The 14600-nt window shown below is 55.4% G+C and carries 12 protein-coding genes; 10 read left to right on the top strand and 2 right to left on the bottom strand.

The features are described 5' to 3' along the window. The first annotated feature begins 245 nt into the window (after positions 1–245). The gene (gene serC, locus D7M11_RS27450) at positions 246–1334 is read left to right on the top strand and encodes a 3-phosphoserine/phosphohydroxythreonine transaminase (RefSeq protein ID WP_120750458.1); all 1089 of its coding nucleotides are present in this window, start codon (positions 246–248) and stop codon (positions 1332–1334) included. Positions 1335–1395: 61 nt separating this feature from the next. Here serC and D7M11_RS27445 read toward each other — a convergent pair whose 3' ends face one another. After that, positions 1396–2298 (bottom strand): AraC family transcriptional regulator, encoded by a 903-nt coding sequence (locus D7M11_RS27445; protein ID WP_120750457.1) that lies wholly within the window; start codon positions 2296–2298, stop codon positions 1396–1398. Positions 2299–2513: 215 nt separating this feature from the next. Here D7M11_RS27445 and D7M11_RS27440 point away from each other — a divergent pair, with 215 nt between their 5' ends. The 6 genes from D7M11_RS27440 to D7M11_RS27415 all read left to right on the top strand — a co-directional run bounded on the left by D7M11_RS27440 (position 2514) and on the right by D7M11_RS27415 (position 10886). Continuing rightward, positions 2514–3479 (top strand): MraY family glycosyltransferase, encoded by a 966-nt coding sequence (locus D7M11_RS27440; protein ID WP_240041330.1) that lies wholly within the window; start codon positions 2514–2516, stop codon positions 3477–3479. Between the two features lie 159 nt (positions 3480–3638). Then, positions 3639–4334 carry a cyclase family protein gene (locus tag D7M11_RS27435; RefSeq protein WP_120750456.1) on the top strand — a complete coding sequence of 232 codons (696 nt, stop codon included), beginning with the start codon at positions 3639–3641 and terminating at the stop codon, positions 4332–4334. After that, positions 4324–5172, top strand: a complete 849-nt coding sequence (locus tag D7M11_RS27430) for an AAC(3) family N-acetyltransferase (RefSeq protein ID WP_120750455.1) — start codon at positions 4324–4326, stop codon at positions 5170–5172. Before D7M11_RS27435 ends, D7M11_RS27430 begins: the two co-directional genes overlap by 11 nt. Positions 5173–5217: 45 nt before the next feature. Further along, positions 5218–5979: an apurinic/apyrimidinic endonuclease family protein gene (locus D7M11_RS27425; protein WP_120750454.1), complete on the top strand. Its 762-nt coding sequence runs from the start codon at positions 5218–5220 to the stop codon at positions 5977–5979. A 524-nt stretch (positions 5980–6503) separates the two neighbouring features. Beyond that, complete coding sequence (locus D7M11_RS27420; RefSeq protein ID WP_193556300.1) at positions 6504–9254, top strand: FIMAH domain-containing protein; 2751 nt, start codon at positions 6504–6506, stop codon at positions 9252–9254. 198 nt (positions 9255–9452) lie between these two features. Next, positions 9453–10886 (top strand): extracellular solute-binding protein, encoded by a 1434-nt coding sequence (locus D7M11_RS27415; RefSeq protein ID WP_120750452.1) that lies wholly within the window; start codon positions 9453–9455, stop codon positions 10884–10886. A 105-nt stretch (positions 10887–10991) separates the two neighbouring features. On the opposite strand, the gene D7M11_RS27410 is transcribed toward D7M11_RS27415, so the two are convergent. Continuing rightward, a complete protein-coding gene (locus D7M11_RS27410; protein ID WP_120750451.1) occupies positions 10992–11705 on the bottom strand; it encodes a response regulator transcription factor in 714 nt (237 codons plus the stop codon). A 186-nt stretch (positions 11706–11891) separates the two neighbouring features. Here D7M11_RS27410 and trmL point away from each other — a divergent pair, with 186 nt between their 5' ends. The 3 genes from trmL to hisS all read left to right on the top strand — a co-directional run bounded on the left by trmL (position 11892) and on the right by hisS (position 14567). Then, positions 11892–12356: a tRNA (uridine(34)/cytosine(34)/5-carboxymethylaminomethyluridine(34)-2'-O)-methyltransferase TrmL gene (trmL, locus tag D7M11_RS27405; protein WP_120750450.1), complete on the top strand. Its 465-nt coding sequence runs from the start codon at positions 11892–11894 to the stop codon at positions 12354–12356. 290 nt (positions 12357–12646) lie between these two features. Then, positions 12647–12895 carry an AbrB/MazE/SpoVT family DNA-binding domain-containing protein gene (locus D7M11_RS27400; protein WP_120750449.1) on the top strand — a complete coding sequence of 83 codons (249 nt, stop codon included), beginning with the start codon at positions 12647–12649 and terminating at the stop codon, positions 12893–12895. 382 nt (positions 12896–13277) lie between these two features. Continuing rightward, positions 13278–14567 carry a histidine--tRNA ligase gene (hisS, locus tag D7M11_RS27395; RefSeq protein WP_120750448.1) on the top strand — a complete coding sequence of 430 codons (1290 nt, stop codon included), beginning with the start codon at positions 13278–13280 and terminating at the stop codon, positions 14565–14567. The last annotated feature ends 33 nt before the right edge of the window (positions 14568–14600 follow it).

Raw genomic sequence — 14600 nt, 5'->3', positions numbered from 1 at the left:
TTCTTGGATCACCTCGTTACATATAGTTTTTACCAATATAGTGAAGAACGATCCAGCTTTTGCCGCGACATACATTTTCAGCGGGCAGTCCGAATCCTCGATCATTTTAGACCATTTTTGGACAATTGCCGTGCTCCGTATTGAACGGCCCGGCGAATACTGCTATCATAGCGATATTAACCAAAGGCGCGATCAAAATAAGTTCCGATTTGATCGCGACAAACGTAGACAAAGGTGTGGTAACAGTGGCCAAACGTGCATACAACTTCAACCCGGGACCGGCCGCGCTTCCGCTGGAAGTGCTTCAGCAAGCGCAGGAGGAATTCGTCGATTTTCAAGGAATCGGCATGTCCATTATGGAAATTTCCCATCGGAGCAAACAGTACGAGCAGGTGAACGACGAAGCGCAGTCGCTCGTGAAGGAGCTGTTGGGCGTACCTGCGGGATATCAGGTGCTGTTTTTGCAAGGTGGCGCCAGCACGCAGTTTGCGATGATCCCAATGAACTTTTTGCCGCAAGGTAAAGCAGCGGGTTATGTGCTGACCGGAAGCTGGGCCGACAAGGCTTATACGGAAGCGAAGGGCATCGGAGAGACGTACGTGGCCGCTACCGGAGAAGCGGGCGGATTCCGCAGCATTCCGGCCGTGTCGGACATCGAAGCGCGTCCAGGCTCGGCTTATGTCCACTTGACCTCCAACGAAACGATCGCGGGCTCGCAATTTGCAGCCTACCCGGATACCGGCAGCGTGCCGTTGATCGGCGATTTTTCTAGCGATATCATGTGCCGTCCGGTCGATGTATCGAAGTTCTCGCTGCTCTATGCGGGCGCGCAAAAAAATCTTGGTCCGTCCGGCGTTACGCTCGTGATCGTATCGGACGAGCTGCTCGGTCAAGCGTCGAAAGGCGTGCCGACGATGCTCCGCTACGATACGCATTCGAAGACGAAGTCGCTCTACAATACGCCGCCCGTATACTCCGTTTATATTATGAATCTTGTGCTCAAATGGATCAAGGGCAAGGGCGGACTCGAAGGGATGGAGCAGTTCAACCGCGACAAGACGAAGCTGATCTACGACGCCATCGACGGAAGCGGCGGCTTCTATCAAGGGCTTGTAGACGCGAACAGCCGCTCGCTGATGAATATTACGTTCGCTCTCGGCAGCGAGGAGCTGGAGAAGAAGTTCATCCAGGAGTCGGAGAAGGAAGGCTTCGTGGGCTTGAAGGGACACCGGGACGTAGGCCATATGCGCGCTTCGACCTATAACGCCGTTCCGTACGAGAGCTGCAAAGCGCTCGCCGACTTCATGAACGAGTTCCGCCAGCGCAACGGATAAGCCGTACAAGGAAGACCGATCCCTTCGAAGGGACCGGTCTTCTTCTCTTTCAGCGCGAGGCCTATACCGGTGAAATCACCGGGCGGTTGTGCGACATCCGGTAATCGGACGGAGACATCTGATGATGCTCCCGGAAGACGCGAGCGAACGTCCGGTAATTGTCGTAGCCGACCTCGAGGCAGATGTCGGAGATCGACATTTCGCTTGCCATTAGCAGCGTAGCAGCGCGAGCAATTCGCAGCTCGTGCATGTAATCGTTTACGGTTTTGCCGGTATGCTCCTTGAACATGCGGCTAATATACGAAGGATGCAGGTGAAAATGGGCGGATACGGAGCTGAGCGAGATCGGCTCATTATAATGCAGATGAATGTAGCGCAGGATGCTCCATGCCTTCACAGGCTGCGTCTGCTCGGGGCTGTGCGTCTGCTCCTTGCCGTCCATCAGTCCTCTGAGGAAATAAGTGACGACCTCGATCAGTTTGCCGCGCAGCACGGCATCCCGGCCGATCCGCGACTCTTTGTACTCCTGGACGAGCTGCTCGATAAGCAGGCTAACTGTCCGCAGCGATTCGCCTTCAAAATCGTGGAACGAGGGCAAGTCCGAGCCGATTTTGTGAATCCAGCGGTTCATATACGCTTCATACGGATTGCCGAACAAAATATTCATGTCGAACATGCAGCTGTAAAGCTTGACCGGGTTCGCCTGGCTGCTCGTAAGCTCGTGAATGTGGTGGGGAAGCAGCAGCGACATCGTACCGGTCTTCAGTGCGTGAGAGCAGCCGTTGATCGTTTCGGTTCCGCTGCCGTCCAAGACGAAGGAAAGCTCGGCAAAATCGTGGTAATGCATCGGGTAAGACATCCCGATTTGATGGCATGAAATGTAGAAGGGCAGCGTTCCTTTCTGCTGGCCGGCAACAAAACGGTCGTCGGTTTTGGCATCCTCATACTGGGGAAAAACCGCCATTGCATACTCCTCCTTGTATGAAGCGAGTCATCCGGCCAAAACCGGGCAGCTCGCAGTATGTTACAGGTATACAACATGTTTAGATTATATCATATTCGACGGCGGAACATAAGCGCGTTTTCAAATTTTACCGGTTATCGGCGCGAAAATGAACTTTTGCGACAGGTGTTTCGTCGAACAGTGTAGAAATAATAGCCAGTCCACTTTTGGAGGGGATTTGTATTTCATACCTATTATCCTTCATCGTCGCTTTCGCCATCGTGCTCGTTCTGATTCCGCCGCTGCGCAAGCTTGCCTTTCGCATCGATTTTGTGGACAAGCCGAGGGAAGACAGCGAGCGCAAAATTCATCGGGAGCCGATCCCGCTAACGGCCGGTATCGCCCTTTTTATCGGCTTTGTCGTCACGTTTCTGCTGTTTGTGCGGGAGGAGACGAGCCAGACGGTCGCCATCCTGGCCGGTTCGTTTCTGGTTCTTGCGATCGGGACGGTCGACGACTGGTACAAGACGCATCGCAAAGAATTTCCCGCCCTGCCGAAGTTTCTTGTGCAAGTGGGCGCCGCTTATCTCGTTTATAAATCCGGCATCGTGTTTTACGGATTTTCCAACCCGTTTACGGGGCATGAAGTACTGCTCCCGGAATGGCTTCAGCTCCTTCTGACCGTCACCTGGATATTCGGCGTAACGACGGTGATCAATTTCTCCGACGGCATGGACGGCTTGGCCGGAGGCTTGTCGGCTATATCCGCCGGAACGCTGTTCGTCGTGGCCATCGCCAAAGGCCAGTCCAGCTCGGCGATGATGGCTATCATCGTAGTGGCGATTGCGCTCGCCTATTTGCGCTACAACAAGCCGCCGGCAAAGGTGTTTATGGGCGACGCGGGGGCGACGTTCCTCGGCTTCCTTCTCGGCGTCATTGCGCTGGACGGGGCGTTCAAGCAAGCGACGCTGCTGTCGCTGTTCATTCCGATTTTAGCGCTTGGGGTACCGATCTTCGATAATTTGTTCGTCGTTATTCGCAGGCTGCTGAAGGGCAAGCCGATTTATCAGGCCGATGCGAGCCAGGCGCATTACCGGCTGCTGTCGACGGGGATGAAGCCGAAGCAGGTCGTTGCCTTTTTGTGGCTGATCAATATGTGTCTGAGCATGATGTCGATCATTTTGCTGCTTTTGAACGTATAACCCTTAGTTTCTTGCCGTCGCTGTCGCATTTCCCGACTCGGCGGCTTTTTTATTTCGAGGCTCTTTTGAACCAATATTGCGCAACTTTTCGCCATTGCAAGTGAAGCGGCCGCATGACATCCTAGACTGGAACGATCTTTGCGGAAGGAGACGCCCTGCGTGAACGTGATCGATATAACCGGCCTTATCGCCGGTGGCATGTGGAACTATGAGGAGCCGTTTCCGTCATTCCGGATGAGACCGCTCGGGCGCGTCCCGTGGGTCGATTCCGAAGTATATGCCGAAGTATTCGAGGGTATGCATTCGCAGACGGGCACGTATCTGGAGACGCCCGCCCACTATTTCGGAAACGATAATTGGTATGGTGTCGCTGACATTCCGGTAGAGAAGCTGGTGAACCGGAGGTGCATCGTTCTGCAACTGGACGGGGAAGCCTTCGAGTCCGGGGAGCGGCGGATTCCGATCGATGCCGCCATGCTGGAGCAATGCGCGGGCAGCGGGCAAATCCGTGAGGGAGATGCGATTCTGGTCGGTACCGGCTGGGGACGGCGCTGGATGGACCCGGTTTTTTTGGAGCGCTCGCCGTATTTTACGTACGGGGCGATGAAATGGCTGATCGGCAAAAAGCCGTTTTTGCTCGGCAGCGATGTGCCGAGATGGGACAATCTCGCGAAGTCGGAGCAGTTTTTTCGCGAATTTTATGAGGCGGATATTTTGATGCTAGCGCCTTGCGTCAATCTGGAGCTGGTAACGGCGTCCGAAGTAAGGCTGACGGCGCTTCCCTTGCGCATTCCGGGAACAAGTGCCGTACCGTGCCGGGCGATCGTGGTGGAGGGGGACGTTCATGGTAACTAAGTCGGATATGATCGCTGCGCTGAAGCTGATGGACATCGCGGCTGGGGATACGGTGCTTGTCCACAGTTCGCTGACGAGCATCGGTTATGTCCAGGGCGGGGCCGAGGCGGTAATCGAAGCGCTGCTGGAGGCGGTTGGCCCGGAAGGGACGATCGCGATGTCCACGCTGACCGGGTGGGCCGAGCCGTTCGATGCCGCTGCAACGCCGTCGGCGGTCGGCAAAATATCGGAGACGTTCCGGCGAAGACCGGACGCTTGCCGGAGTTTGCACCCCGTTCACTCGGTGGCGGCGGTTGGGAAGCTCGCGGCCTGGATCACGGAAGGTCATGAGCGGTGCGAAACCGGCTGCGGACCGGGAACGCCTTATTACAAAATTCGCGATCTGGGCGGCAAAGTGATGATGCTCGGGGTCGATATGGACCGCAACACGATTATGCATTCGCTCGAAGAGGAGATCGATGCCCGGTATTTGCATACGATCGACATCCCCGCCCCGACCTATGCGGCCGAAGACGGCGGGAAGACGGTTACGCTGCACAAATTTCCTCCAGGCCATCGCGACTTTCTGAAGCTGACGCCGGAGCTGCGCAAGCGGAATGCGCTGATCGAAGGCCGGATCGGTTTAGCCGCCGTGCTGGTCATGAACGTCCGGGACGTATTCGATATCGGGCTGGAGCTGCTGCGGAACGATCCGCTGTTCTTTATTTGCCGGAACCCCAACTGCAACTCTTGCCATTGGTCCAGACAGCTCTATACGGAAACGGCTCCCGATCTGTCGCGCTACGGAGGGAACGGCTGCGCCGATCCGACTTGCGAAATATGCGTAGTGGAGGCCTGACGATTACGATCCAGCGGATACACTTTAGGGGGAAAGAAGAGAGCTATGTACAATCTATGCTTGCGGGCGGATGAGAAGCTTGCGCCCGGTCTGGAGCAGCAAATCGACATTTGCAACCGGCTGCTTATCCCGAATATGGAAGTAAACGACGGCACAGGGGGCAAGCCGTGGACCGAGCTGAGCGGAGCGGAGCTGGAGCATTATCGCTCCCTGCTGATCCGGCATCACAAAAAAATTGTGCTGCTGAATGCAAGCAAGCCGTTGACCGAGTACGACTACTACAAAAAGCTGTTCGCCCGGGCGCTGCTGCTGCAAGTCGAAAACGTAAAGGTGAAGGTCGGCGAAGACGGTCCGGTCGACGAGGCGGAGCTGGACGCTTTGCGGCACGTTGCCGAACTGGCGAGACTGTACGGCATCGGGATCGTGATCGAGAACGATTCGCGCACCGCGCTGCCGGATGACCGGACGCTGACCGCGGTTTATAGCTGCATCAAGGAATATCCCGTTTCCATCGCCTTTAATCCGCTCGAGTTTGTGAGAACCAAAGCACATCCGTTTTTTCACGTTTACTACAACAGCAAGCTGAAGGGGAAAGTGGGCTTCCTCCGAGTGAACGACGGGCTGTTTGCGGACGGCTCGGCCGTTGTCCCGGGGGACGGAAACGCCGAAGTGAAGGAACTCGTCTCGATTTTGCTGAAACGATCCTACAAAGGTTATTTCTCTTTTACCCCTTATATGGAAAACGCCGATGAGGCGTTATTCGCCCTCATGCTGGAGCATTTTAAAAAAATGCTGCTGGAGATGTAAGCCGGAGCCGCTGCGCTTTCAGCGGATAAGACCGATGGCGCTGCAAAGACACCCCGTTTTGCCATGCCGAACTTTGGTTCGGTTTTGGTAGGCGGGGATTTTTTTGTTAGTTGTGGTTTTCGGTATTTTTATAAAGTGAACCAGTGGTGTCGAGTCGTTAGCTATGCTTTCCTATCTTGTGATAGACGGAAATGCGATGTATTAGCACTTTTTCGAGCTTTTAAATATGTTATAAGAAAATGGTAGGAAACCAGTTGACAAAAATTAAAGCGCTTTCTACAATGAAGTGGAGTTCTAATTGTGAACCACATAAAACCACAACTATCATGTGCGACAAACGGAGGCGGCAGACAACACAACCGGAATGCGAAACCGACAACAGAATGGGGGGCTGTTATGAAGATTAGCGAAGCTTGACGGTGCTTCCACGAATGCAAGTGAAACCGAAGGTTCTCATTCCAAAAAGGAAGGTGTGGGGTTCTATGTCTCGTATAGCAAGGTGTAGAAACGGTTTGATTTGTTGTTTGAGCGCACTGCTCTGCCTCGTATCGGTGTTCGGCTCCATTTCGGCTCACGCGGCCGAACCGCCGGCAGTTCCGCTCGTCAACCCGGGCTTCGAGCAGCCCGCCGCCGGCGGGGCGATTCCAGGATGGAGGCAGACGTACGGCAATGGCGTAACAGCAGTTACATACGGCGTATCCGGTACGGCCAGTTACAGCGGCAGCTACAGCCTGAGACTTGACGACAATTCCGCTACCGCCTCGCTCGGAATCGAAAGCGACAAGGTGCCGATTACCGCCGGGACGACTTATTCGGCGTCGGCCATGTTTCAGGTGGAACGCGGCTCGCTCGCGATTTACCTGCAGTTTTTCAATGCCGCCGGCACCAGGGTGGGGAATACGTCGGCTTCGGTGAATCCGACCGCCGGAGCGTGGGTTAAGGAAAGCGTTACCGGCACCGCGCCCGCGGACGCTGTTACGGCTTCCGTCCTGCTATACTCGGCGTCGACCGTGCAAGGAGCAGGTTATTTCGATGATGTGAGATTGGAGGTAATTCCGATCGGAACGTTTGAAAATTTGGGGCAGCCGATTACGAATTTCATTAACCAAGACGCTGCGTTCGGCCGGGAAAACGGCAAAGAGGTCGTTTATACGGTCGTGAAGGGTGCGAATGACAGCACCGTTTTCGCCATCATCGATCTGCTGACCGCCAAGGTGATCCGCACGATTCCGATGCCGGGAGTGACCGGTGCGTGGGCGGTGAAGGCGGCGAGTGACGGGAAGGTGTACGCCGGCACGCATTACGACGGTCACCTGTACCAATATACGCCGGGCGGCACCAGCCTTGTCGATCTGGGACAGCTGGGCGGAGAAACGCACATTTGGGCGATGGTCGCCGGAGCGAACGGGAAAATGTATGCCGGCACTTACCCGAATGCGCATGTGTTCGAGTACGATCCAGCGTCTAATCAGGTGAGCGACCTTGGACGGGTACATCCGACCGAAAAATACGTCCACGCTCTCGCCTACGATTCGGATCGCAATACGCTGTACGCCGGCGTCGGCGGAACAACGGCCGGCATCGTCAAGATCGATCTGGCGACCGGTCAACGCGTAGAAATTTTGCAGCAGCTGCTCCCGCAAGCTTACGCCAACTACGATTTCGTCTACAATATGGACTACGCGCTCGGCAAGCTGTTCGTCAGACTGAGTAAGCCGGATCATTTGCTGGTGGTGGACACGGCGACGGGAACGATCGAATATTACGATCCGAACGGCCTCGGCATGGGCTCGCGAATACTGGCGACGAAGCCGGGCGACGACCATACGATTTATTTCGGTGGTTACGTCCTGCGTTCGTACGACACGACGACGAAAACGTTCGGCGTAGTTTTTCCAAACAGCCAGATGCGAGGCTTCAACTTCTTCGACGGCGGTTTTCTGCAATTGAACGATCCGCAATGGCCGGGTTATACGTTTGCCGGCTTCAGCGAAAAAGGGCAGATCATGCTGTTCAACGAGCAGACCGGTACGCTGTCCACATCGCAGGTAACTAACTTCGGCTCGCCGATTCTGATCCAAAGCCTGCATACCGGATTTGACGGGAACGTCTACATCGGCGGCTACTTGGGGGCGACCGGCTTTACGTCTTACCGTCCGACGACCGGCACGTTTACGGAGGTGCAGCAGTTCGGGCAGGTCGAGTCCGTGGCGAGCGTGAACCAGAAGCTGTACATCGGTACTTACGGCAACGCGCGTATCCACGAATATGATCCGACCGCGCCGTGGACATCGACCAATCCGCGAAGAGTCGCTGAACTGGTCGGCGACGGGCAGGACCGTCCGTTCGCGCTGGCGGGCGTCGATGCGCTCGGGAAGCTGTACATCGGTTCGGTGCCCGACTATAGCTCGCATAGCGGTGCGCTGGCCGTATACGACGTCGTTTCGCGGCAGACGCAGGTGCACCGGGACATCGTGCACAATCATGGCGTTGTCTCGCTAGTGTACAAGGACGGCTTCGTTTACGGAGGAACGACGATTTACGGCGGGCTCGGCACGAGCGGGCCGACGGAAACGGAAGGGAAGCTGTTCGTGTTCGATACGGCGACGAACGCCAAGGTTTTTGAGATCGCTCCGGTGCCCGGACGCAAAGTGGTCAGCGGCCTGCTCGCCGGACCGGACGGCACGATCTGGGGCGTGGCGGAGGATACGATCTTCAAGTTCGATCCGCAAACGCGGCAGGTGGTGTACCAGGAAGCGAAGCTGGGCCGCTACGCCGCGGGCACGACTGTCTGGGTCGACGCTTTCCTGAAGCTGGGCACTGATGGCAACGTGTACGGAACGAATCGGCAGAAAACATTTTTCAGAATCAGGCCGGATACGATGGATTTCCTCAAAATCAAAAGCGGGGCCGGCAACTATTTGACGCAGGACGCATACGGCAACTTTTATATGGCTAACGACGCAGATTTGTGGAAATACTCGCTGCCGGTAATCGAGTCGCCGGTGAGCCTCGGTTCAATGCGTACGTCGGTTGACGCCTATAAGGCTTCAAGCGACATAGCCGGCCCGCTCGCCGATGAACTGGCGTACCGGCTTACGATCATCGGTCTTTTGAGCGATCAGGGGGCTGTGGCACAGGCGGTAGCCTACATGCAGGATTTCGTTAACCATATCGGGGACGCGGCCGTCCTGCAGCAAGGGCTGATCTCCAAGGCGGCGTCGGATGCGCTGAGCGCGAATGCAGCCGTTCTTATCCGGCAATGGGCGCCGTAGCAGACTGAGCGATAGCTCGAGCAGTTCCCGGAGTCGTTGCGATTAAGTAAAAGGGCCTCGGCTTCCACTTAGTAGTGGAGCTTGAGGCTCTTTGATTGGAAAGCGGGACGAAGGCGGTTCAGGCATTCGCCTTGAAGCGGCTGGTTCCTTCTAGTATGCTAGAAGGAATAACTTATTAAGCAATGGTGGCGGTTTGACATGGAACAGCTGGAGAAAGCGGACCGCAAGACGTTTCAGCAGCGTCTCAACCGCATGATCGAGACGATTCGCGGCGAAATCGCCAGCGGTGTATGGCGGGAAGGGGACTTCCTGCCCTCGGAGAAGGCTTACGCCAAGCTGTACCGACTGAGCAACAACACGGTGCGCAAAGGGCTGGAGCAGCTCGTGGCCGAGCGATTGATCGAGAAAGTGCCGAGAGTAGGCAATAAGGTGGCCGGGCAAGCAGGCGGGCAAACGGTCTTGAAGTTTTGCTGCCACGTCTCGCTGCTGCAGGAAGCGGCGATGCACACGCTCATCGCCGAATTCCATAAAGCAAATCCGGACGTTCGCGTTGAGCTGTCGGTTTCGGGTGCGCTTAATGCGTACGACCGGGTGAAGCCGATGATCGACGAAGGGGCCGTCGACGTGTTTACGATGAACTATAACGGTTTCGACGACTTCCGCGTGCATGGTGGCTTCGACGATGTGGAGACGCTGAGCCCCGATCCGCGCATATACCCGGTATTGACGGACGCGTTCACGCACGAAGACCGGCTAAAGGCGCAGCCGCTAGTGTTCACCCCCCTTATTTTGTGCTACAACAAGAATCATTTTCGCGAAAAAGAGCTGCTGGAGCCGGATAGCGGCTGGCGATGGAACATGCTGTTCGAGCAGGCGTCGAAGCTGACGGTGGAGAACGAGCGGCTCGGTTTTTACTTTCATTTTCCTTCCAGCAACCGCTGGCCGGTCTTTTTGCTGCAAAGCGGCGTCCGCTTCAAGCGCGAAGAGGCGGGAGGGTTCTCCATCAGCGGCGAACAATTGGCGGAAAGCTTGCGGGCATGCCGTCAGCTCATTTATTTGCAAAATCGCTTCCCGCTGTTTTTGTCGGAGAAGGACGCCGACGCGGAGGAGCTGTTTTTTAGCGGCAAAGTGTCGATGATCATGACCACGTATTTGGGGCTTAACCATCATGAGCGCAAGGCGGGGTTCGAATACGACGTGGCTCCGCTGCCGTATTTACAAGATCCGAAGACGCTGCTGCTGCTGGTCGGACTGGCCGTAAGCGCGAACTCCAAGGTGAAGGATGTCGCCAAGCGGTTCGTCACTTTCCTCGTGTCCTACCCGGCGCAGCTTATGATCCGCCAGAAAACGCTCAGCATTCCGAGCCTGAAGCCGGCGGCGGAATGGAGCGGCAAGGAAACGGTCTACCATCCGCCGCGTTTTCACATGTACCGGGAAATTTTGCCCACCTTGCGGCCTTTCAGCGCCTTGAGCATGTCGATTAAGGAATTGGAGCGGTTTTACCGGGAAGCGAAGCTGTACTGGTCCGGACTGGAGACGGGGGAAGCCGCCGTTGAGCGGCTGGAGCGTTTTTTAGCCTCGTTAAATGGCGGGCGGGGAACCGGCAAATCCAATCCTAGCGAAGGCATGTAGCAAATTGAAGTCAAAGGCAAGCGCTCGAACCCGGCGATGGGATCGAGCGCTTTTGAAGTTGCAGCGAAGCTTCGCTTCACTTTTTGGGGTATTAGTGGAGGACTTTTAGGCGAGCGATTCTTTCATGACCGGTTCGGTCAGCTTGTACCCGACATTGCGTATCGTCACGATATATTCGGGCGTGCGCGCGTTTTTCTCGATTTTGTCGCGCAGATGGCTGATATGAACGTCGACGATGCGCGTATCCCCGATAAAATGATAGTCCCAGACGCCGTGCAGCAATTGCTGGCGGCTGAGCACCTTGCCCCGGTGCTTGCACAAAAACAGCAGCAGCTCGAATTCCTTCGGAGTCAGCTCGATCGGAACGCCGCCAACGGATACCTCGCGCTGCTCGGGCTGAATCGTTATCGGCCCGATGTGCAGCGTTTCCGCTTCGGCGGTTGGCAGCGCGCTCGTTCGGCGCAAAATGGCCTGAATGCGGGAAATGAGCTCCTGCGGACTAAACGGCTTCGTCATATAATCGTCCGCTCCGTTGTCGAGCCCGGCGATTTTATCCGACAAATCGTTAAGCGCCGTCAGCATGATGATCGGCACGAAATTGTTTTGCTCGCGGAGCTTCCGGCATACGCCGATTCCGTTCAGCTTCGGCAGCATCAGATCAAGCACGATAATATCGGGGCGGAACTGCGCTATGACATCAAACACGGCTTCTCCGTCGTAAACGCAGAGCACTTCGTAACCGGCCAATTTCAAATTAAAGTCGATGAGCATCGAGATGGAAGGTTCGTCGTCAACGACCAGTATTTTGTTTTTCGTCATCGTCTTCTCCTCTCGTACGTAAACGGACTGTCGTTTTCGGTGATCACGTTTTCTATTATGCAAGGCCAACATAATCGGAAGATTAAGGTTTCGTTAACCGGATGTTAAATTTTTAGCTCCGCTTGATGTATAATACCAAGTAGAAGTAAACTCACTTATCCATATGCTGCGAGGAGAAGGTTAGCTTTGGCTTTTCACATTGTACTGGTCGAACCCGAAATCCCGGCGAATACGGGAAATATTTCCCGGACGTGCGCGGCAACGGGAACGACGCTCCATCTGGTACGCCCGCTCGGCTTCAACACCGACGACAAAACGCTGAAGCGCGCAGGGCTCGATTACTGGCATTCGGTCGATATTCGCTACTACGATTCGTTTCACGAGCTTCGCGAAGCGCTTGGCGATCGGCGGCTGTTCTATGCGACAACCAAGGCGGACAAGCTGTATACCGATTTTGTTTACCAGGACGAGGACGTATTCGTATTCGGCAAAGAAACGAAGGGGCTTCCTCCGGAAATCATCGAAGCCAACCGCGAAACATGCATCCGCATGCCGATGACAACCTCGGTCCGCTCGCTTAATTTATCCAATTCGGCTGCTATCGTACTGTTCGAAGGACTGCGGCAAAACAACTTTTTGGGACTAAAGTAAACACAGCTGCACCTGACATGCCCGAGTTTTTATCGCAGCTATATCGCTTTAGTAAACTTAAAACTTTTTGGCGTAATCAAAATGCCGTTCGGACTTCGAGAGCAACAATCGACAAGTCTGGACGGTATTTTTCGTTTCCACATATTGCTAATATTTTTTCATATCAAATCGGCATAAAGACCCAGATGGAAGCAGGAATTTCATCTGTTTTGGCGAATTGATAATGCTGGAAGTGGAACATATGCGTGGCATTCCGTCTACTTTCAGGGTGAAAAGAGAGGTGAGTCGAGATGAGACCGGCAGGAGTCGTTAGAAAAGTGGATCAATTGGGCCGTATCGTATTGCCCAAATCGCTCAGAAAAAGATACCGGATGAACGAAGGCGATCCGGTGGAAATTTTAGTTTCCGGCGATCATATATTGCTGGAACGGTACCGTCCCAAATGCGTGTTTTGCGGAGAGATGAACGGGGTGACCGAGTACCGGGAAAAGCATATTTGCATGAATTGCTTGCGAGAGATGACGCTGATTTCCCAGTAATAACGGGCAACCATTCGGCGTCGCCAGGCGGTTCTTTCTGAAGACGCAGGCATCCTCGGCATGGGGGTGCTTCTTTTGTTGTTGGCCCGATAGCGCGACGCCGCTCCCTGTAAGGGAACGGGGATTGTCTTGCACATTCCGGCAGGTGGCGCTATAATGATACCTATTACGCAGAAGGAGGCGGACTTCATGCCGTCTTATACGTCCGCACAACTGCATCATCACAAGAAGCGTTAGTCGCACCCTGAGCAATAACAGGGGGGGCTAACGCTGTTCGCGTTGGCCTCCCTGCGGCATACGGAGCGCGCGGGACCAAGAGGTCCTGCGCGTTTTTTTGTTTTCCGACCAACTAATCGAACGAAACGGAAGGATGAATGCACAGATGCAAAACGTAAAAGGAACATCCGCTTATCGCGCGGAGGAGCAGCAGCTCCGGAACAAAATTCGTTCGGTGCTGGAGCGGCAGTTTGCGCTGTACGATTTCGAGCCGGTGGAAACGCCGATCTTGAACGAGCAGTCGCTGCTCGCCTCGAAGTATGCGGGGGGCGAAGAAATTTTGAAGGAGATGTATGTGCTGTCCGACCAAGGAGGGAGAAGCCTCGGGCTGCGGTACGATCTGACGGTGCCTTTCGCCAATTTGGTAGCTTCCTCCCCCGGGCTGCCGATGCCATACAAGCGTTATGAGATCGGGAAAGTATTTCGCGACGGGCCGACCAAGCGCGGGCGTATGCGCGAGTTTACGCAATGCGACGCCGATGTAGCCGGCGTGAAGGGGCCGGAAGCGGAGGCGGAGCTGATGCAGCTGGCGATCGGGGTGTTTCGGGCGCTCGGTATCGAGATCGTCATCCGGTGGAACAACCGCCGGTTTCTCGGCGAACTGCTCGGGGCGCTCGGCGTAGAGGAGGGTTGGCAGCTTACCGTCATGCTGACGCTCGACAAGCTGGACAAGATCGGTGTGGAAGGCGTTATGGCAGAGCTACTTGAGAAAAGGCTGGACAAAGCGGCGGCGGAACGCATCGCAACATGGATAGGGGCGGGAGCCGCTGATTCTCTAGGTGAGCTTGCGGATCGGTACGGTTTGACCGGTAAGCCGGGAGCTGAGGAAGCGCGCTCCTTAGCTTCGCTGCTGGACCGAATTGGGCTTGGCGCGGTATGCAGGTTTGATCCGTTCCTTTCCCGGGGTTTATCGTTTTATACGGGAACGGTGTACGAGCTATTTGTCGCGGACGGTTCCTTCCGCTCGTCTCTGGGCAGCGGGGGCCGATACGATGCGATCATCGGTAAACTGGTCGGCAGCGACGATTTTAACATTCCGGCTGTCGGCCTATCGTTCGGGCTCGATTCGATTATGGAAGTATGGAGCGGCAAGGATGCCGCTATAGGCCAGCCGCCTGTCGTGTTTATTCCGCTTGGCGGTACAATGGCCGAGACGCTGCAAGCAGCAGCGCTATTTCGTTCTGCCGGGCTGCCGGCTGCCGTAGACGGCGGCGCGCGTAAGCTGAAGCGATCGATCGCATCGGCGTCTGCGCGAGGAGCCCGCTTTATCGTCATCGTGGGCGAAGACGAGACGGCGAACGGCCAGATTCGGTTGAAGGACATGAGGACAGGAGAGGAGACGGCTGGAACGCCGGAACAAATATTGCTTCTAGTCGAAAAAACGAACGGGGCTTAGGAGAGAACGCCGAAGAGCCGCCTGCGGAAGCAG

The sequence above is a fragment of the Paenibacillus ginsengarvi genome, assembly GCF_003626695.1.
GTDB classification, from domain to species: domain Bacteria; phylum Bacillota; class Bacilli; order Paenibacillales; family NBRC-103111; genus Paenibacillus_AB; species Paenibacillus_AB ginsengarvi.
Note: the sequence above shows the minus strand (reverse complement) of the source record. Positions and strands in the feature narration are given on the sequence as shown.

Excerpts from the sequence above, each read along its gene's own strand:
- D7M11_RS27445 (WP_120750457.1), bottom strand. The coding sequence starts at position 2,298 with ATGGCGGTTTTTCCCCAGTATGAGGATGCCAAAACCGACGACCGTTTT.
- D7M11_RS27430 (WP_120750455.1), top strand. The coding sequence starts at position 4,324 with ATGGTAACTAAGTCGGATATGATCGCTGCGCTGAAGCTGATGGACATC.
- D7M11_RS27425 (WP_120750454.1), top strand. The coding sequence starts at position 5,218 with ATGTACAATCTATGCTTGCGGGCGGATGAGAAGCTTGCGCCCGGTCTG.
- D7M11_RS27415 (WP_120750452.1), top strand. The coding sequence starts at position 9,453 with ATGGAACAGCTGGAGAAAGCGGACCGCAAGACGTTTCAGCAGCGTCTC.
- D7M11_RS27410 (WP_120750451.1), bottom strand. The coding sequence starts at position 11,705 with ATGACGAAAAACAAAATACTGGTCGTTGACGACGAACCTTCCATCTCG.
- D7M11_RS27400 (WP_120750449.1), top strand. The coding sequence starts at position 12,647 with ATGAGACCGGCAGGAGTCGTTAGAAAAGTGGATCAATTGGGCCGTATC.
- hisS (WP_120750448.1), top strand. The coding sequence starts at position 13,278 with ATGCAAAACGTAAAAGGAACATCCGCTTATCGCGCGGAGGAGCAGCAG.